The 18,302-nt window shown below is 74.3% G+C and carries 13 protein-coding genes; 7 read left to right on the forward strand and 6 right to left on the reverse strand.

Annotation, left to right across the window (positions count from 1 at the left end):
- Positions 1–2: 2 nt before the first annotated feature.
- The 5 genes from AB0G63_RS25200 to AB0G63_RS25220 form a co-directional block, all read right to left on the reverse strand.
- Positions 3–842 (reverse strand): SigB/SigF/SigG family RNA polymerase sigma factor, encoded by an 840-nt coding sequence (locus tag AB0G63_RS25200; RefSeq protein ID WP_360754222.1) that lies wholly within the window; start codon positions 840–842, stop codon positions 3–5.
- A 101-nt stretch (positions 843–943) separates the two neighbouring features.
- Positions 944–2,527 carry an FAD-dependent oxidoreductase gene (locus AB0G63_RS25205; RefSeq protein ID WP_360754224.1) on the reverse strand — a complete coding sequence of 528 codons (1,584 nt, stop codon included), beginning with the start codon at positions 2,525–2,527 and terminating at the stop codon, positions 944–946.
- Positions 2,524–3,255 (reverse strand): class I SAM-dependent methyltransferase, encoded by a 732-nt coding sequence (locus AB0G63_RS25210; RefSeq protein ID WP_360754227.1) that lies wholly within the window; start codon positions 3,253–3,255, stop codon positions 2,524–2,526. Before AB0G63_RS25210 ends, AB0G63_RS25205 begins: the two co-directional genes overlap by 4 nt.
- 161 nt (positions 3,256–3,416) lie before the next feature.
- Positions 3,417–4,610: a lycopene cyclase family protein gene (locus AB0G63_RS25215; RefSeq protein ID WP_360754230.1), complete on the reverse strand. Its 1,194-nt coding sequence runs from the start codon at positions 4,608–4,610 to the stop codon at positions 3,417–3,419.
- A 158-nt stretch (positions 4,611–4,768) separates the two neighbouring features.
- Entirely contained in the window at positions 4,769–5,353 is a 585-nt protein-coding gene (locus tag AB0G63_RS25220) for a sigma-70 family RNA polymerase sigma factor (protein ID WP_360754233.1), read from the reverse strand.
- A 241-nt stretch (positions 5,354–5,594) separates the two neighbouring features.
- On the opposite strand from AB0G63_RS25220, the gene AB0G63_RS25225 reads away from it, so the two are divergent.
- From AB0G63_RS25225 to AB0G63_RS25245, 5 genes are all read left to right on the forward strand, one after another.
- Positions 5,595–7,055 (forward strand): polyprenyl synthetase family protein, encoded by a 1,461-nt coding sequence (locus tag AB0G63_RS25225; RefSeq protein WP_360754236.1) that lies wholly within the window; start codon positions 5,595–5,597, stop codon positions 7,053–7,055.
- Positions 7,052–8,602: a phytoene desaturase family protein gene (gene crtI, locus AB0G63_RS25230; protein WP_360754239.1), complete on the forward strand. Its 1,551-nt coding sequence runs from the start codon at positions 7,052–7,054 to the stop codon at positions 8,600–8,602. The genes AB0G63_RS25225 and crtI overlap by 4 nt, the downstream gene beginning before the upstream one ends.
- On the forward strand, positions 8,599–9,669 hold the full coding sequence (locus AB0G63_RS25235; RefSeq protein WP_360754242.1) for a phytoene/squalene synthase family protein: 1,071 nt from the start codon (positions 8,599–8,601) through the stop codon (positions 9,667–9,669). Before crtI ends, AB0G63_RS25235 begins: the two co-directional genes overlap by 4 nt.
- Positions 9,669–10,697: a DUF5914 domain-containing protein gene (locus tag AB0G63_RS25240; RefSeq protein ID WP_360754244.1), complete on the forward strand. Its 1,029-nt coding sequence runs from the start codon at positions 9,669–9,671 to the stop codon at positions 10,695–10,697. The genes AB0G63_RS25235 and AB0G63_RS25240 overlap by 1 nt, the downstream gene beginning before the upstream one ends.
- 108 nt (positions 10,698–10,805) lie before the next feature.
- Positions 10,806–11,387, forward strand: coding sequence for a DUF488 domain-containing protein (locus AB0G63_RS25245; protein ID WP_360754246.1), 582 nt, complete (start codon positions 10,806–10,808; stop codon positions 11,385–11,387).
- Here the strand turns inward: AB0G63_RS25245 and AB0G63_RS25250 are convergent, their stop codons facing one another.
- Positions 11,388–12,308, reverse strand: a complete 921-nt coding sequence (locus tag AB0G63_RS25250) for a GNAT family N-acetyltransferase (protein WP_360754249.1) — start codon at positions 12,306–12,308, stop codon at positions 11,388–11,390. It abuts the gene before it with no gap.
- Between the two features lie 285 nt (positions 12,309–12,593).
- On the opposite strand from AB0G63_RS25250, the gene AB0G63_RS25255 reads away from it, so the two are divergent.
- Together AB0G63_RS25255 and AB0G63_RS25260 are read left to right on the forward strand one after the other, a co-directional pair.
- A complete protein-coding gene (locus tag AB0G63_RS25255) occupies positions 12,594–13,643 on the forward strand; it encodes a MerR family transcriptional regulator (RefSeq protein ID WP_360754251.1) in 1,050 nt (349 codons plus the stop codon).
- Positions 13,644–13,916: 273 nt separating this feature from the next.
- Entirely contained in the window at positions 13,917–18,197 is a 4,281-nt protein-coding gene (locus AB0G63_RS25260; RefSeq protein WP_360754254.1) for a HAMP domain-containing protein, read from the forward strand.
- Positions 18,198–18,302 lie beyond the last annotated feature (105 nt).

Here is an 18,302-nt window from a genome sequence, read left to right on the forward strand (position 1 = left end):
GCTCACCCCGTGGTGAGCAGTCCCTCGCGCAGACGGGTCAGCAGGCGGCTGAGCAGGCGGGAGACGTGCATCTGCGACACGCCCAGACGCTCCCCGATCTCCGCCTGGGTGCGCTCCTCCACGAAACGCATGTGGATGATCAGCCGGTCGCGTTCGTCGAGCTGGGAGATCAGCGGCGCCAGGGCGTGGAAGTCCTCCACGAGTTCCAGCGCGGCGTCCTCGCAGCCGATGAAGTCCGCCAGGACGCTCTCGCCGTCCTCGCTGGTGGAGATGGCGGCGTCCAGGGAGGAGGAGTTGTAGCCGTTGGAGGCCAGGCGCGCCTCGATGACCTCCTCCTCGGTCAGGGACATCAGCTGGGCGAGTTCGGCGACCGTCGGCGTACGGCCGAGCCGGCTGCTCAGTTCCTCCGTCGCCTGCGCCAGCTGCACCCGGGCCTCCTGCAGCCGGCGCGGCACGTGGACGGCCCAGGAGGTGTCGCGGAAGAACCGCTTGATCTCGCCGACGATGTAGGGGATGGAGAAGGAGGTGAACTCCACCTCGCGGGAGACCTCGAACCGGTCGATGGCCTTGATCAGGCCGATGACACCGACCTGGACGATGTCCTCCATCTCCTCCGGCCCGCGGCTGCGGAACCGTGCGGCGGCGTAGCGCACCAGGGAGATGTTCATCTCGATCAGGGTGTTGCGCGCGTACTGGTACTCCTCGGTGCCCTCCTCCAGCACCGCCAGCCGCGCCAGGAAGTGACGGGTCAGCTCGCGGGCGTCCTTGGGAGCGATCCGGGAGGGGTCGGCGACCTCCGACAGTTGCCCCGCACCGGCTTCGGTCGTCAACGCCGCCGTCATGTTGGTTCCCTCTCCCTCGGTCCCGAACGGCCGGTCGGCCGCCCGGGCTGGCAGGTACCCCCGAATTCTCATTTCATCCTCCCCTTTCGTCAGAGTGTTCGTCACCGTGTTCGTCTCTGTGTTCGGCGGGCGCCGCCGGCGGCCCGGCCCGCCAGGCTTCCGAGCAGGCGGCTGCGGCCGTGGCCGGGCACGGTCCACAGCGGGTGTCCGCGCACGCCCCAGGACCGCAGGAGGGCGTTGGCGGCCAGGAATCCGGTGGTGGCGGCCCGCTCCATCAGCGCCACCGGCAGGTCGGTGCGCACCAGGTCACCGGCGAGCACCAGACCGTTCTGCGGGGTGTGCACACCGGGCCGGTCCTCGTGGCCGCCGACCGGGAACAGGGGGCAGTCCCGGCGCCACTCGTGCCGTTCGTCGAGGATCCGCGCGGCCCGGGTCTCCGGGTAGACCCGGCCGAGCTGGTCGATCAGCCGCTTGGTCTCCACCTCGCGGTCGGCGTCCTCGGGCAGCGCGTATCCGTGCAGTTCGACCACGGATCCGCCGGTGCGCCCGGCCCAGCGGGCGGCCTGCGACTCCCAGCGTTCGAGGACGCTGACGTTGTCGAGGGAGCCGTAGCCGGCGGTGCCCAGGAAGCCGGGCCGGTCCCGGGCGACGGGGCGGTCCAGCCAGAGGCGGGAGACCAGGAAGGGCGGTGCGGTGCGCAGCCGCGCGACGCGTTCGCGCCAGGCGGCGTCGCCCAGTCGCGGGGACCGGCCGACCAGGGAGCGCAGTCCGGGGGTGTCCAGGGCCAGTACGACGCTGTCGTGCCGTGTCTCCGCGCCGCCCGCGGTGACCGTGAAGGCCCCGTCCGCGGCCGGGGACACGTACTCGACGGCCGTGGAGGTGCGCAGGGTGACACCGTGCTGCCGCAGGTAGCCGCCGAGCGGGTCCCACAGGGCCGCCGGGAACGGGTCGCGGGGCACGTCGAACAGCAGCCCTTCGGCGGAGCCGAGGAAGTAGATGTGGAACATCAGGACCATCTCGGCGGCCGACAGGCGCCGGGGGTCGGCGAAGAAGCTGCGGGAGAAGACCTCGAAGGCCAGGTGGCGCGCGGCCTGCGGGAAGCCCAGCGCCTCGAGGAAGTCGTGGGCGCTGACGCCGTCGAGCCGGTCGTAGACGTCGGGCACGCGGACGTCGAGGAGCCCCAGCGCGGTGGCCGGGTTCATCCGCACGAGGTCCCGCGCGCGGAAGGAGGGGCTGAGCGCGACGAAGCCGAGCGCGCTCAGCGGCGGGGTGCGCGGGACCCTGCGGAAGCTGTCGTGCAGTCCGTTCGCGTGGAGCAGCGGGTAGTCGGGCAGTCCGGTGAGGCGTTCCAGGCCGGGGTCGGTGCGGCGCAGCAGGGCGCGCAGGTTGTAGTACTGGCGGAAGAAGGCGTGGAAGCCCCGGCTCATGGTCGCGGGCGAGCCGTCGTACAGGTCCACCGGCCAGCCGCCCACCCGGCCGCCCAGGTAGGGCTCGCGCTCGTACAGGGTGACGTCGACGCCGCGTTCGGCGAGGGCCGTCGCGGCGGCGAGGCCCGCGATGCCGGCGCCGACGACGGCGGTGCTGCGGGGCGTCCCGCTCACCCGGGGCGCTCCGGGCGGCGCGGGCAGGTGGACGGCGCGCCGGTCCCGGCCGGGGCGGGCGGCGGGCGCGGTTTCGCGGGTCATCGCGGCCCTCCGGCGGTGGAGCGGGCGCGGCGGCCGACGACCGTGTGGGTGATCCCGGTCTGCCATCCGGGCAGCGGCAGGACCCGCACCCGGTCGAACCCGGCGGCGCGGACGCGGCCCGCGAACCGGTCGGCGGTGTCGAAGCCGACGACGCTGCGCCACAGGTGGCGGTACAGGTCGCCGTCGCCGAGCGCGGTGGCGACGGGCAGCACCAGCCCCCGGCACACGGCGGTCCACACCGCGCGGTGGGCGGGACGGCCGCTGAGGGTGTACTCGTGCACGGCGAGCCGGCCGTGCGGGGCGAGCAGGCGGTGGACGGCGGCCAGTACGGCGTCGGGGTCCGTCACGTTGCGGAAGAGGTAGCCGGCGAACACCGCGTCGAAGGGCCCTTCGACCCCCGCTTCGGCGAGGGCCTCCACCGGGGCGCACACGAAGCGGACGCCCTTCGGCCAGGGCTTGGCCGTCGCGCGGCGCAGCATGCCGGCGGAGGCGTCCACGGCGGTGATCTCGGCGTCGGGCAGCGCGGCGCACAGGGCGGCGGTGGACGCGCCCGTGCCGCAGCCGAGGTCGAGCACGCGCAGTCCCGTGCCGGGACCCGGCAGGCCGAGCCGGCGTACCGAGCGGCGCAGGTGGGCGTGGTAGCCGGGGTTGGCGGCGACGAGTGAGTCGTAGCCGTGTGCCGCGCGGTCGAACGCGGCGGCCAGGTCCGCGTCGTGCAGCAAGGTCATGCCGTCTCCTGGTGCGGGTGGTCGGGTGTGGGGCGTGCGGTGGGCGAGGTGCGGGGCGTGGGGTGTGCGGGGCGCGGGGTGTGCGGTGGGCTGGGCGTGCGGTGGGCTGGGCGGGGCGCACGCCGGGCGGGGCGCGGGGGGTGCGGTGGGGCGCACGCCGGTCAGGGTCCGGGGAAGGGGCGGCGGGGCAGCCGGGGGACCTCCGCGGCGGCGCGGAGCATGGGCAGGACGGGGGTGCGCAGGCCGATGCCGAGCTCCTCGTGCAGGCGGGTGCCGCCGTCGAGGAAGCGCAGCAGCCGGGCCATGGGCACCCGGGAGAACAGGCCGGAGAAGAAGGCCGCGCCGTCCACCAGGCCGCCGTCCAGGGCGTGCAGCAGGACGGCGTCCATGGCGCGGGAACGCGCCGAGTGGGGCTGCGGCGGCACCGGACGGCGACCCTGGCTCAGGGCGGCCGCGACGGCGGCGGTCTGCCGCTGCACGCCGGCGAAGGTGTAGCCGGTCGACGGCCGGGTCGCTCCTCCGGCCGCGCCGATGCGGAAGACCGACGGCGCCGTCTGCCGGGGGAAGGGACCGTCGGTCATCGGGATGACGCCGGTCTCGGTGCCGACCACCTCGAAGTCCTCGAGGCCGAGCACGGTGCCGGTGTAGTGGCGCAGCGCCGCCTCGTAGGCGTCGGCGGACAGCACCGCCGGGGAGAACTCGGTGTACTCCACCAGGGCCTGCCCGGAGCCGGTGGGCAGGACGTAACCGAAGGACAGACCCTTGGCGGGCTGGGCGGTGCGGAAGTCCATGAGCTCCACGCGGGCCGGGTCGAACGCGGGGCGGCCGGTGCGCACGAACCAGCCGTGGAAGTGCTGCAGCAGCGTGGTCCGGGCGGCGGGCAGGCTGCCCGGCGGACGGGAGTCGAACACCCAGCGGGCCCGCACGGACAGGGCCCGGCCGTCGGCCGTCCGGGCGTGGACGCGCGCGCCGTCGGGGACGCCCTCGACGCTCTCGACCGTCGCCTGGAGCCGCTGCACCCGTCCACTCTGTGCGAGGTCGTGACCGACCAGGTACTCGAAGTCGTCCGAGCGGAGCATCTTGTACGTCAGCGGGGCGATGTCGTCCTCGATCGGCTCTCCGGTGGGCCGGTGGACGCGCAGGCGCCGCCAGGACGCGGTGACGGCGGCGTCGTAGCGGCCGCGGCCCGCCTCCCAGAAGCACCAGGTGCGGGGCGGCGGGCGCAGCGGGCCGGGCGGGGCGTCGACCAGGACGGCGGACAGCCGTCGGGCGCCGGGCTCGGGGCAGGACAGGCGGTGCGCCAGGGACAGCCCGGCGGCTCCCGCTCCGATGATGGCGACGTCCGCCTCGAGCACGTCCCGCTCACTCCTCCCGCACCGGTCCCGCCTGTCCGGATCATTCCCGCCGGGGTACCCGTTCGGATGCGGTACGTCACCTGCGCGGTCGCGTCCCGCGTGAGCCTACCGAGCCGTACCGGCTCCGGCGCGGTGCGCGCATCGTTCGTGCACCGGTGTCACGCCGCGTACTCGTCCTCGTCGTCGGCGAGACGGCTCGCGAGGCGATGCAGTCCGCGGCGGGCGTGGCTCTTGACGGTGCCCAGCGGCCATCCGGTGAGTTCGGCGATCTGGGTCTGGGTGAGGTCGTCGTAGAAGGCGAGGTTGAGCACGCGCCGCTGCGGTGCGGGCAGCCGCTCCAGTTCCCGGGCCAGCAGGACCCGGTCGAGCGCCGCCTCCGGCCGGGCCCCCTGGTCGGGGACCGTCAGCAGCAGCCTGGCGCCCGCCGCCGCGACGAGCTCGGTCCGCCGGGTACGGGCCGACAGCGCGTCGGCGATCTTCCGGCGGGCGATGCCGACGAGCCAGGCCGGCAGGGTCCCGCGCCCCGGGACGAACCCGGCCCGGCCCCGCCACGCCGCGAGGAACACCAACTGGGTGACGTCCTCCGCCTCCCTCGCGTCGCCCAGCGAGCGCTTGGCCAGGGTGTACACCAGCGGGCCCCAGCGGCGGTGGACGACCTCGAGACACGCCTCGTCCCCGGCGAGGAAACCGTCGACGAGTTCGGTCTCGTCGAGGTCCGCGAGGGTTTGCTGTGCGGTCGTCATGGCTACTCCTCTGCTGAGCCTGATCACCACTGAGAGCGACTACGACCACTCCACCGTGCGGATTCGATGCACCCCGATACAACTCGCATCGTCTTTGCATCGAAAATTCGGCAGCAGCCGGCGTGAGAGCCGTCATCCGGCAGGGATCGCCGCATCCGTCGCCCCGGCCCGCGCGGAACCGATGACGACGATGACGACGACGCCAGCTCTGATCGCGAGGATCTCGATGAGGGGAACCGGCATGAGCCCCACCGCGGCGAAGGATCACCGTGCGGACCGACGTCCGCCGGACCGCCCCCGCGCCGACCGGCCGTACGGCGCCCCGCACGGCGCCCCGACCGCCGCGCACCCGGCGGGCGCGGACGACCCGTACGCCGTGGACGGCGACATGACCGGAGCGGATGACCCGCACGCCGTGGACGCCGACGCGACCGGCGCGGACGATCCGCACGCCGTGGACGCCGAGGCCCGTCCGCACGCCGTGGACGGCGACTCGACCGGCGCGGACGATCCGCGCGTCGTGGACGCCGACGTGACCGGGGCGGTGCGCGGGGTCCTGGCCGGCCTGCTCGCCGAGCGGGTGGCCGCGGCCGAGGCGGTCGACCCGCTGTTCGCACGGGACCTGGCCGCGCGGGTCGCGCGGTTCACGGAGGACGGCGGCAAGTTCACCCGCTCCCGGCTCGTGTGGTGGGCGCAGCGCGCCTGCGCCGGCAGCGCGCCCCCGGCGCCGCACGCCGCCCTGCGGATCGGGGCCGCCCTCGAACTAATCCAGACCTGTGCCCTGGTCCACGACGACGTGATGGACGCCGCGCCGCTGCGCCGCGGCCGTCCCGCGCTGCACGCCGACGTCGCCGCCCAGTACGCCCGCGCCGCCGGACCGGGCAGCGCCCGACTCGGCCAGGCGGCCGCCATCCTGGCCGGCGACCTGGCCCTGGCCTGGGCGGACGACGTGGTCGCGGACACCGAGCTGACGCCGGACACCGCCCACCGGGTGCGGGAGCTGTGGAGCACCATGCGGATGGAGATGGTCGCCGGGCAGTACCTCGACGCGCACGGCGAGGCCACCTCGGCGCGGTCCCTCGCCCGCGCGATCCGCGCCGCCTGCCTCAAGAGCGCGCTGTACTCCGTGGAGCGTCCGCTGGCGCTGGGCGCCGCCCTGGCCGGCGCGGACCCGCTCACGACCCGGGCGCTGTGCTCGGCCGGCCGCTGCGTCGGCCTCGCCTTCCAGCTGCGCGACGACCTCCTCGACGTCTTCGGCGACCCCCGCCGCACCGGCAAGCCCGCCGGGGGCGACCTGCGCACCGGCAAGCCGACCTACCTCGCCGCCGTCGCCCGGGCGCGGGCCGAGGCGGCGGGCGACCGGCACGCCCTGACCGTGCTGCGGGACACGCTCGGCCGGGCCGACGCGTCCGACGCCGAACTGGACGCCGTACGCGAGGTGTTCACGGCCACCGGGGCACGGCGGACCGTGGAAGGCAAGATCGGGCGGCTGGTGGCGCAGGGCCTGCGGCACCTGGACGCCGCCCCGCTGGAACCGCACGCCGGGCAACGGCTGACCGCGTTGCTGCGCTCCGCCGCAGCGCCGCCACCGACCGGCACCCCGGGCGCCGGGGACGCCGCGGGCGTCGCCGGCGCCGCGGCGGACAGCGCGGTCCCCGTCTCGCTGCTGCTGACCGCCGCGGACGAGGGGGCGCGCCGATGACCCGCACCGTTCCCGGGCGCACCGACCACGTCGTGGTCGTCGGCGCCGGTCTGTCCGGGCTGGCGGCCGCCCTGCACCTGCTCGGCGCCGGACGCCGGGTCACCCTGGTCGAGCGCGACGAGTCGCCCGGCGGGCGGGCCGGGCGCCTGGTGCGGGGCGGCTACCACATCGACACCGGGCCCACCGTGCTGACGATGCCGCACCTCGCCGACGAGGCCTTCGCCGCCGTCGGCGACAGCCTGCACGCCCGCGTGGAACTCCTGCCGCTGCACCCGGCGTACCGGGCGCGCTTCGCCGACGGCAGCACCCTGGACGTGCACACCGGCGCCGAGGCGATGGAAGCGGAGGTGGAACGCTTCGCCGGAGCGCGCGAGGCAGCCGGCTACCGCAGGCTGCGCGCCTGGCTGGAGAAGCTCTACCGGGCGCAGATGCGCCGCTTCATCGACGTCAACTTCGACTCCCCGCTGCAACTGCTCGGCCCGGACCTCGCCCGGCTGGCCGCGCTCGGCGGGTTCGGCCGGCTGGACACGCGCATCGGCCGCTTCGTGCGCGACGAACGGCTGCGGCGGGTCTTCTCCTTCCAGTCCCTCTACGCGGGCGTGTCACCGGCCCGCGCCCTGGCCGCCTACGCCGTGATCGCCTACATGGACACCGTGGCCGGCGTGTACTTCCCGCGCGGTGGCATGCACGCGCTCCCCCGGGCCATGGCGGACGCCGCCGCCGACGCGGGGGCGGAGCTGCGCTTCGGGGAGGCGGTCACCCGGCTGGAGCGTTCCGGGGACCGCGTCACGGCCGTCGTCACCGAGCGGGAGCGGATCCCCTGCGACGCGGTGGTCCTCACTCCCGACCTGCCCGTCGCCTACCGCCTGCTCGGTCACGCCCCGAAGCGCCCGGTGCCGCTGCGGTTCTCCCCCTCCGCCGTGATCCTGCACGCCGGGACGGACCGCACCTGGCCGTGGCTGGCCCACCACACCATCTCCTTCGGCGCGGCCTGGCGGCGGACGTTCACCGAACTCACCGAGACCGGCCGCCTGATGAGCGACCCGTCCCTGCTCATCACCCGTCCCACCACCACCGACCCCGGCCTCGCCCCGCCCGGACGGCACCTGCACTACATCCTGGCCCCGGCACCCAACACCGCCCTCGGCCCCAGCGCGGCGGACTGGGGCGACCTGGCCCCGGGCTACCGCAACACCCTGCTCACCGAGCTGGAGCGGCGGGGCCTCGACGGCATCGCCTCCGCCATCGAGGAACAGTGCCTGGTCACCCCGGCCGACTGGCAGGCGCAGGGACACGCCGCCGGCTCACCCTTCTCCGCCGCCCACACCTTCGCGCAGACCGGCCCGTTCCGGCCGCGGAACCTGGTGCGCGGCACGGCCAACGCGGTCCTGGCCGGCTGCGGCACCACCCCCGGCGTCGGCGTGCCGACCGTGCTGGTGTCGGGGAAGCTGGCCGCGGCGCGGATCACGGGCGGCGGCCGCTCCCGACGCTCCGGCGCGCCACCGCGGCCCGTCGTGCGGGAGGCCCGGGAAGGGAGGCCGGCGTGACCGACCGCGAACTCGACGCAGCCGGCATCGCCGATCCCGCGCTGCGGCAGGCGTACACGCACTGCCGGCGGCTCAACGCCCGGCACGGCAAGACGTACTTCCTCGCCACCCGGCTGCTGCCGGTGGAGCGCAGGCCCGCGGTGCACGCCCTGTACGGTTTCGCCCGCTGGGCCGACGACATCGTCGACGCCCTCGACGACGGCGGCCCGGCGGCCTCCGCGGACGACCGCTCGGCGCGGCTGGCCCTGCTGCAGCGCGAGCTGGAGACGGGGCTGCGCGCCGGGGACAGCGACGAGCCGGTGGTCCGCGCCCTGGCCGACACCGCGGGCCGGTACGCCATCGACCACCGGCACTTCGCCGACTTCATGACCGCGATGCGCGCCGACCTGGACGTCACCGGCTACGCCACCTACCGCGACCTGCGCGGCTACACCTACGGCTCGGCGGAGGTGATCGGCCTGCAGATGCTGCCGGTGCTCGGCACGGTCGTCCCGCGCGAGGAGGCGGAGCCGCACGCGGCGGCCCTGGGCGTGGCGTTCCAGCTGACGAACTTCCTGCGGGACGTCGGCGAGGACCTCGACCGCGGCCGCGTCTACCTGCCCGCCGACCTGCTGGCGGCCCACGGCGTGGACCGCGGCCTGCTGCGCTGGAGCCGTGACACCGGACGCCCCGACCGCCGGATCACCGCCGCGCTGCGGGAGTTCGAGCGGCTGACGCGCGAGGTGTACCGGGACGCGGCGCCCGGACTGGCCATGCTCGAACCGGTCTCCCGCCCCTGCATCCGCACGGCGTTCGTGCTGTACGGGGGGATCCTGGACGCGGTCGCCGAGGACGGCTACCGCTCGGTGCAGCGCCGGGCGGTGGTCCCGCGGCGGCGCCGTGCCGTGGTGGCCGCCGACGGTCTGGCCCGGGTCATCGCGGCCAGGCTGCGCGCCCGCAGGGCCGGGGACCGGATGGCCGCCGTCTCTCCCGCGCAGACCGCGCAGACCACGCAAACCGCGCAGACGGGGACGGCCGGGACGGAGCCCGGGTCCGCGTCCGAACCGATGCAGGAAAGGGTCGCCTGATGCCCCGCCGACCGCAGGACCGTGGCCGCTATCCCCTGTCGCTCCGCCGGCACCCGGTGCGCTGGGATCAGCAGCGGCCGACCTGGCGCCAGGCGCGCCCCGCGGTGATCGCCGAGGCGCTGAAGCGGGCCCAGGCGCGCCCCTCCGGCAACTGGTTCGTCGTGGGCGCGTCGCGTGACGTGCGCGGCGACCGGCCCCTGTCCGGCACGGTGGCCGGGCAGGAGGTCGTGGTGTGGCGCACCGCCGACGGGCGGCTGGCGGCGGGTCCCGGCGTCTGCCCGCACCTGGGCGCGCCGCTCGCGGACAGCCCGGTGCGCTGCGGGACGCTCGTGTGCCACTGGCACGGGCTGGCCCTGGACGGGGCGCCGTTCGCCGGCTGGGAGCCGCTGCCCGTGCACGACGACGGTGTCCTGGTCTGGGTGCGCCTGGACCCGGTGGGCGGCGAGGCGCCGCTGGACGCCCCCGTCGTACCGCCCCGCCCGGAGCCGGCCCGCTCCGTCGCGGCCGTCTACACCGGGGTGGGGGTGTGCGAGCCCGAGGACGTCGTCGCCAACCGGCTCGACCCGTGGCACGGGGCCTGGTTCCATCCGTACTCCTTCGTCGACCTCACGGTCGTCGGCACGCCGGGCGGGGACGGGACGGACCAGGGCGGGGCGGACGCCGACGACGGCTTCACCGTGGACGTCTCCTTCAAGGTCGCGGGACGGCTCGTCGTGCCGGTGCGGGCGGTCTTCACCACCCCCGGACCGCGCACGGTCGTCATGCGCATCACCGAGGGCGAGGGGCGGGGTTCGGTCGTCGAGACGCACGCCACCCCGCTGGGTCCGGACGAGCGGGGCCGTCCCCGCACCACCGTCGTCGAGGCCGTCGTCGCCTCCTCCGAACGGCCCGGGTTCGCCGTGGCCCGCAGGATGGCCCCGGTGCTGCGCCGGTTCATGGAGGCGACGGCCGGACGGCTGTGGCGCGACGACCTGGCCTACGCGGAACGCCGCTGGCAGCTGCGCTCCACCGGGCGTTTCCCGGGCTGACCCGAACGGGACGCCGGCCGTCCCGCCTCCGCGTCCTCCGGCGCGGGGCCCCGCGTGGGCCCCGCGCCCCGGCGTGCCGCTCGGGCCCGGACCTGCTGCACTCGGTCCATGGGCCCTGACCGGACCGGCGCCGCGCCGGAGACCCCGCCGCCCCGGCCCGAGCTGATCACCTTCGGGCACGGCACCGCGGACCGGACGTCGCTGACGGTGCTGCTCCGGGGCGCCGGCGTGACCGCCGTCGTCGACGTCCGGACCGCGCCCGGCAGCCGCCGCCACCCGGACATGTCACGGCAGCGGCTGGAGCGGTGGCTGCCCGAGGCGGGCGTCGCCTATCGCTGGGAGCCGCGCCTGGGCGGCTTCCGCAGACCACCGCCGGACTCGCCCGACACGGTCTGGCGCAACGTCTCCTTCCGGGGCTACGCCGCGCACACCCGCAGCCCGGAGTTCGTCGCCGCCATGGACGGCCTGCTGCGGCAGGCACGCGCGGAGCGCACCGCGGTGATGTGCGGTGAGGCGGTGTGGTGGCGGTGCCACCGGCGCCTGATCGCCGACTTCGCCGTCCTGGCCCGCGGCGCGCTCGTCCGCCACCTCATGCACGACGGACGCCTCACGGCACACCGCCCGACCCCGGGCGCCCGCCTGCGCCCCGACGGCCTCCTCGTGTACGACGACGAGACCGCTCGCGGTTGATCATTGCGCTGCCAGGAGGTCCTTCCGGAAGACCGTGGAGCTGTGCCGGACCCTCATACCCACGCTCAGGTACAAGTCCAGTGCGCCGGTTTCCGAGTGCGTCCCGAGCGTGCACGCCTGCCGTCCCTGCTGGTGGAAGCCGCGGAAGACGGTGCGGAGCAGGAGACGGGCGATGCCCCGGTTGCGGTGATCGCGGCGGACCGCGACTTGCTCGATGCAGCCCTCGCCGGTGTCCGGGAGATCCAGCGAGAGCGCGACGCCGACCAGTTGGCCGTCGGCGAACGCCAGCGCCGACATCGCGGGGGCGAAGGCGGGGCGTTCGACGGTGTGCCGGGCCCACTCCTGGTAGGACTTGCGCCGCTGCTGCCATTCGTCGAAGGCATCCTCGACGACTCGGTGTGCGTCGTGCTCGTCGCCGGGGCCGAACGGCCGGACCGTGATGCCGGCCGGGGGCTCGGGCACGGTCGGTTCCTCCGGCATGGGGAACTCCAGCAGCCATTCGGTCACCATCGGCTCGTATCCGCGCGAGCGCAGCAGTGCGACAGCATGACTGTCGTTGTCCGGGACGGTCCGGACGATGCGCGCGCCACCCGTCTGCCGGGCGCGGGCCTCGGCCCAGCCCAGGAGCGCGCCGCCCAGGCCGCGGCCGCGGTGGTCGGGGTGGACGTCCACCTCCGAGCGCCGGTTCACCCAGGCCCGAGCGGCCAGCTGCCCTGCCCGGTCGTGGATCTGCCGGGTGTCCAGCTCCGGAACCAGACCCGGTCTGGCCAGGTCGGCGGCGACGCGGCCGAGATCGGTGTGCGCCTGTCCGTAGAGCTCCCGCTCGCAGGCCGTGACCAGGCGATGGACGTCGCCGAGGTCGTCGGCAGTGGTCGGGCGCGCCCGGTATCCAGGCGGCAACTCCGGCATGAGATCTGACAACTGTGGACGCTCCTCCCCGGGGGCAGGACCGGAGAGCGATCCCGTCTCGTAGCCCGGTGCCAGCGTAAAGAGAGAGGTTCGGCACGGTCAGGTCTTGGGGATGCCGGTCCTGGCCGCGATCCCCAGCGGTGATCCGCGCCGGAGGCCGGTCGTTGCATCCGTCGGCGCTGCCGGAACCGAAGACAGGGGTGCCATGACCGGTGCCGTGACCGCCGGTCGCGTGACGTGAGCGGAGGCGGCTGTGATCGACGTCGGGGGCTGTCACCCGGGCGGGACGCGGTGGACGTGAGCGAGCAGGACGCCGACGCCTTCCCCGCGGCCGGTGTGACCACCGGCTTCCTCGCCCGGCGCCTGGGTGTGTCGCCCACCACCCTGCGGTCCTGGGACCGCCGCTACGGCCTCGGCCCGGCGGCCCGCGCCGACGGACGCCACCGGCGATGGTCGCCCGACGACATCGCCATGGTCTTCGAGATGTGCCGGCTCACGGCCGCGGGCATCCCCCCGGCCGAGGCGGCACGGGCCGCGAAGGAGCGCGCCGGCGCGGGCGCCGCCGACGCAGGCACCGCCGGTACGGACGCCGCCGGCCCGGTGCCGGGGTCGGTCTCCGGTCTCGTCCGCGGCGCCGTCCCCGTGCCGCTGGACGGCCGCCCGGCGGCACGCGCCTCGCGGTCCCCCAGCGGTCTGCCCCTGGGCGACGTGCGGCAGGAGTGCAGGGGCCTGGCCCGCGCGGCCGTACGACTGGACGCGGCAGGAGTGCAGGAGCAGCTGACGTCGGCGGTGCGCACCTACGGCCTGGTCGTGGCGTGGGAGGAGATCCTCGCGCCGGTGCTGCGGGCCGTGGGCCGCAAGTGGCAGTCCGCCGGAGACCGGTACCTGGAGGTCGAGCACCTGCTGTCCTGGCACATCTCCGCCACGCTCCGCCACGCCTACGTGCACGCGGCGGCGGCCCCGCGCAGGCCCGGGATCCCTCCGGTGCTGCTGGCCTGTCTGCCCGACGAGCAGCACACCCTGCCCCTGGAGGCGCTGGGCGCCGCGCTGGCGGAGCGGGGCGTGCCCACGATCGTGCTGGGCGGCGCCGTGCCCGCCGAGGCGCTCACCGACGCGATGCGGCGGGTCGGTCCGGGCGCCGCGGTGCTCTGGTCGCAGACCCGCTCCACGGCGGACATGCCGCTGGCGCGCCGGCTCGCCGTCACCCGCTGGGGTGTGCGCGGCGCCCGGACGCACAGTGCGGTGCTGCTGAGCGGCCCCGGCTGGGGACGCGCCCAAGGGCCCGGCCTGCTCCGTCCCCGGGGACTGCACGAGGCCCTGCGAATGCTCGGGACGCGGGATTCCTGAAGGCGACCCGGGCATCGGAAAATGGGTTCGAGTACCCCCGAATTCGCTGGTCATTCCACCGGGTTCGGAAGTTTTCCGGGCGGGCTGAAGTGCTCGCATCGGCCTTTGGTTGTCGCACGACAACTGGGTTAACCTTCACCGGATTTTCTCATCCGGCCGATCCACGGACTGCGGAAATGCGGACGGTGAGCGGGGCCGAAAGGGGACCCGGCACGGTTCCGAGTCCTCGGGGTGAGGGCTCTTGGGGAAGCGGGAAGCGGAACGAGGGCGCGCATGACCAGCAAGACGATCGAGGCTGTGGACCGGGCCCCGGGCGAGCAGGAGCTGCGGCAGCTGCTGGCCGGACTGACCGCGGTACGTGACGGTGACTTCGGCACCCGGCTGCCGTCCGACGGCGAGGGCCTGCTCGGCGACATCGCCACGGTGTTCAACGGCATGGTGGACCAGCTGTCGGTCTTCACCTCCGAGGTGACGCGCGTCGCGCGCGAGGTGGGCACCGAGGGCACGCTGGGCGGCCAGGCGGAGGTGCCGGGCGTCTCGGGCACCTGGGCCGACCTGACCGATTCGGTCAACGCCATGGCGGGCAACCTGACCACCCAGGTCCGCGACATCGCCCAGGTGGCGACCGCGGTCGCCAAGGGCGACCTGTCGCAGAAGATCGACGTCCCCGCGCGCGGCGAGATCCTCCAGCTGAAGGAGACCGTCAACACGATGGTCGACCAGCTGTCGTCGTTCGCCGCCGAGGTCACCCGCGTCGCCCGCGAGGTCGGCAGCGAGGGCCGGCTCGGCGGGCAGGCGCAGGTGCCCGGCGTCGGCGGCGTGTGGCGCGACCTCACCGACTCGGTCAACTTCATGGCCGGCAACCTCACCTCCCAGGTCCGCAACGTCGCCCAGGTGACCACCGCGGTGGCGCAGGGCGACCTCTCGCAGAAGATCACCGTCGACGCCCGCGGCGAGATCCTGGAACTGAAGAACACCATCAACACGATGGTCGACCAGCTCTCCGCCTTCGCCGACGAGGTCACCCGCGTCGCCCGCGAGGTCGGCACCGAAGGACGCCTGGGCGGGCAGGCGGACGTCAAGGGCGTCAAGGGCACCTGGCGCGACCTCACCGACTCCGTGAACTTCATGGCGGGCAACCTCACCGCGCAGGTCCGCAACGTCGCCCAGGTCGCCACGGCGGTGGCGCAGGGCGACCTCTCGCAGAAGATCACCGTCGACGCCCGCGGCGAGATCCTCGAACTGAAGAACACCATCAACACGATGGTCGACCAGCTCTCCGCCTTCGCCGACGAGGTCACCCGCGTCGCCCGCGAGGTCGGCACCGAGGGCAACCTCGGCGGCCAGGCCATCGTGCGGGGCGTGTCGGGCACCTGGAAGGACCTCACCGACAACGTCAACGTGATGGCGTCGAACCTGACCGGTCAGGTGCGCTCCATCGCGCAGGTCGCCACGGCCGTCGCGCGCGGCGACCTGTCGCAGAAGATCACGGTCGAGGCCAAGGGCGAGGTCGCGGCGCTGGCCGACGTCATCAACACGATGGTCGACACGTTGTCCGCGTTCGCCGACGAGGTCACCCGCGTCGCCCGCGAGGTCGGCACCGAAGGACGCCTGGGCGGCCAGGCGAACGTGCCGAACGTGGCGGGCACCTGGAAGGATCTCACCGACAACGTCAACTCCATGGCCAACAACCTCACCGGCCAGGTGCGCAACATCGCGCTGGTGACGACGGCGGTGGCCAACGGCGACCTGTCGAAGAAGATCGACGTGGACGCCCGCGGCGAGATCCTGGAGCTGAAGACCACCATCAACACGATGGTCGACCAGCTGTCGTCGTTCGCCGCCGAGGTCACCCGCGTCGCCCGCGAGGTCGGCAGCGAGGGCCGGCTCGGCGGACAGGCCGAGGTGGAGGGCGTCGAGGGCACCTGGAAGCGGCTGACGGAGAACGTCAACGAACTCGCCGGGAACCTCACCCGGCAGGTCCGCGCCATCGCCGAGGTCGCCAGCGCCGTCGCCGAGGGCGACCTGACCCGCTCGATCACCGTGGAGGCGTCCGGCGAGGTCGCCGAGCTGAAGGACAACATCAACTCCATGGTGGAGTCCCTGCGCGAGACCACGCGGGCCAACCAGCAGCAGGACTGGCTCAAGACCAACCTCGCCCGCATCTCCAGCCTGATGCAGGGCCACCGCGACCTGCCCGTCGTCGCCGAGCTGATCATGGACGAGCTGACGCCGCTGGTCTCGGCGCAGTACGGCGCGTTCTACCTGGCGGAGGACACCGCGAGCGGTCCCGAACTGCGGCTGGTGGGCTCCTACGGCTACCCCGACGACGCCGGCCGGCCCGACCGCATCCCCGTCGGCCGCTCACTGGTCGGGCAGGCCGCCCGCAACCGGCGCCCGATCAGCGTGGAGGAGCTGCCGCCGGGTTACGTGACCATCTCCTCCGGGCTCGGGCAGACCGTGCCGAGCGCCCTGGTCGTGCTGCCCATCGTGGTCGAGGAGCAGGTACTCGGCGTCATCGAGCTGGCCTCCGTCGGCCGCTTCACGCAGATCCACCAGGACTTCCTGGCGCAGCTGATGCCGACCATCGGCGTCAACCTCAACACCATCGTGGCCAACGCCCGTACCGACGAGCTGCTGGACGAGTCGCAGCGGCTGACCGCCGAACTCCAGGCGCGGTCTGAGGAGTTGCAGGTGCAGCAGGACGAACTGCAGCGCTCCAACGCCGAACTGGAGGAGAAGGCCTCCCTGCTGGCCTCGCAGAACCGCGACATCGAGGCGAAGAACCTGGAGATCGAGCAGGCCCGGCAGGAGCTGGAGACCCGCGCCCAGGAGCTGGCGCTGGCCTCGAAGTACAAGTCGGAGTTCCTGGCGAACATGAGCCACGAACTGCGCACCCCGCTCAACAGCCTGCTGATCCTGGCCCAGTTGCTGGCGCAGAACCCCTCGCGCAACCTGACCCCGAAGCAGGTCGAGTACGCGGGCATCATCCACTCGGCCGGCTCGGACCTGTTGCAGCTGATCAACGACATCCTCGACCTGTCGAAGGTCGAGGCGGGCAAGATGGACGTCGCCCCCGAGCGGGTGCCGCTGCGCAAGCTGCTGGAGTACGTCGAGGCGACGTTCCGGCCGATGACGACGCAGAAGAGCCTGGACTTCACGGTGGCCACCGCGCCGGGCACGCCCGCCGACCTGCTCACCGACGACTCCCGGCTGCGGCAGATCCTGCGCAACCTGCTGTCGAACGCGGTGAAGTTCACCGAGCAGGGCGGTGTGGAGCTGCGCATCGAGCCCGCCGCCGACCGGGAGGTCCCGCCGGGCGTCCACCGCGGCGGTCCCGTCGTGGCCTTCCGGGTCAAGGACACCGGCATCGGCATCCCGCGGCAGCACCTGGAGACGATCTTCGGGGCGTTCCAGCAGGCGGACGGCACCACCAGCCGCAAGTACGGCGGCACCGGCCTCGGCCTGTCCATCACCCGGGAGATCGCCCACCTGCTCGGCGGCGCCGTCACGGTCGACAGCGCGCCCGGCCGGGGCTCCACGTTCACGCTCTACCTGCCCATCGCGCGCGCCGACTTCGAGGACCTTCTGGACGGCGGCGGCCGGCCCGCGGAGATCGCGCACGCCTCGGCCGCCTCGGATGCGCTGCCACAGGCCCCGGCGCAGGCCGCCGCCGGCCACGGCGGGGCGCAGGAACAGCGCAGGCGCCGGCTGCTGGTCGTGGAGGAGCGCCCGCGCGGACTGCTCACCCTCGTCGCCGAGCGCGCCGTCGCCGACATCGCGCCGGACCCCGACGACCCGCTGGGGGCGATCGACATCATCACGGCCGTCGGCGCCCAGGAAGCGGCGGCGACGCTGGCCGCCGAACCGTGCCACTGCGTGGTCCTGGAGCTGGGCATGCCCGACGGCGAGGGCGCCCGGCTGCTGGAGGCCATGCGGGGCGACTCCGCGCTGTCCAGCGTGCCGGTGCTGGTGCACACCGGTCACCGGGTGGACCTGGCGCACGAGCAGATGCTGCGCTCCCGCGCCGACGGCCGCCCGCTGGACTTCCTCTCCAGCCTGGACGAGCTGCGCGAACGCGTCACGCTGCACCTGTCCGCCGAGGAGCCGGGCGACGTGCTGTCGCTGGTGCGCGCCGAGGAGTCGCAGCGCCCGGCCGCGCAGGTCGTGGACGACGCCTTCCTCGGCCGTACGGTGCTGGTGGTGGACGACGACGCGCGCAACCTGTTCGCGCTCAGCGGGGTGCTGGAGCTGCACGGCTTCCAGGTCCTGCACGCCGACAACGGCCGCAAGGGCATCGACATGCTGCTCGCCCACCCGGACGTGTCGCTGGTGCTGATGGACGTGATGATGCCGGAGATGGACGGCTACGCCGCCACCGCCGAGATCCGCGCCATGCCGCAGTACGCCGAGCTGCCCATCATCGCCGTCACCGCCAAGGCCATGCCGGGGGACCAGGAGAAGAGCCTGGCGTCGGGCGCGAACGACTACGTCACCAAGCCCGTCGACACCGACGACCTCATCGGCCGCGTCCGGCGCTGGCTGTCGGCGTGAGACCACGTCACGCCGCCGTGCGCAGCAGCCGATCACATGGCGTCCCCGGGCGCCGGAGCCGAGGAACAGGTCAACCGTGAGCGATCTCCAGCAGCCGTCCGAGCC

Origin of the sequence: Streptomyces sp. NPDC020996 (genome assembly GCF_040641355.1) — a bacterium.
GTDB lineage: Bacteria > Actinomycetota > Actinomycetes > Streptomycetales > Streptomycetaceae > Streptomyces.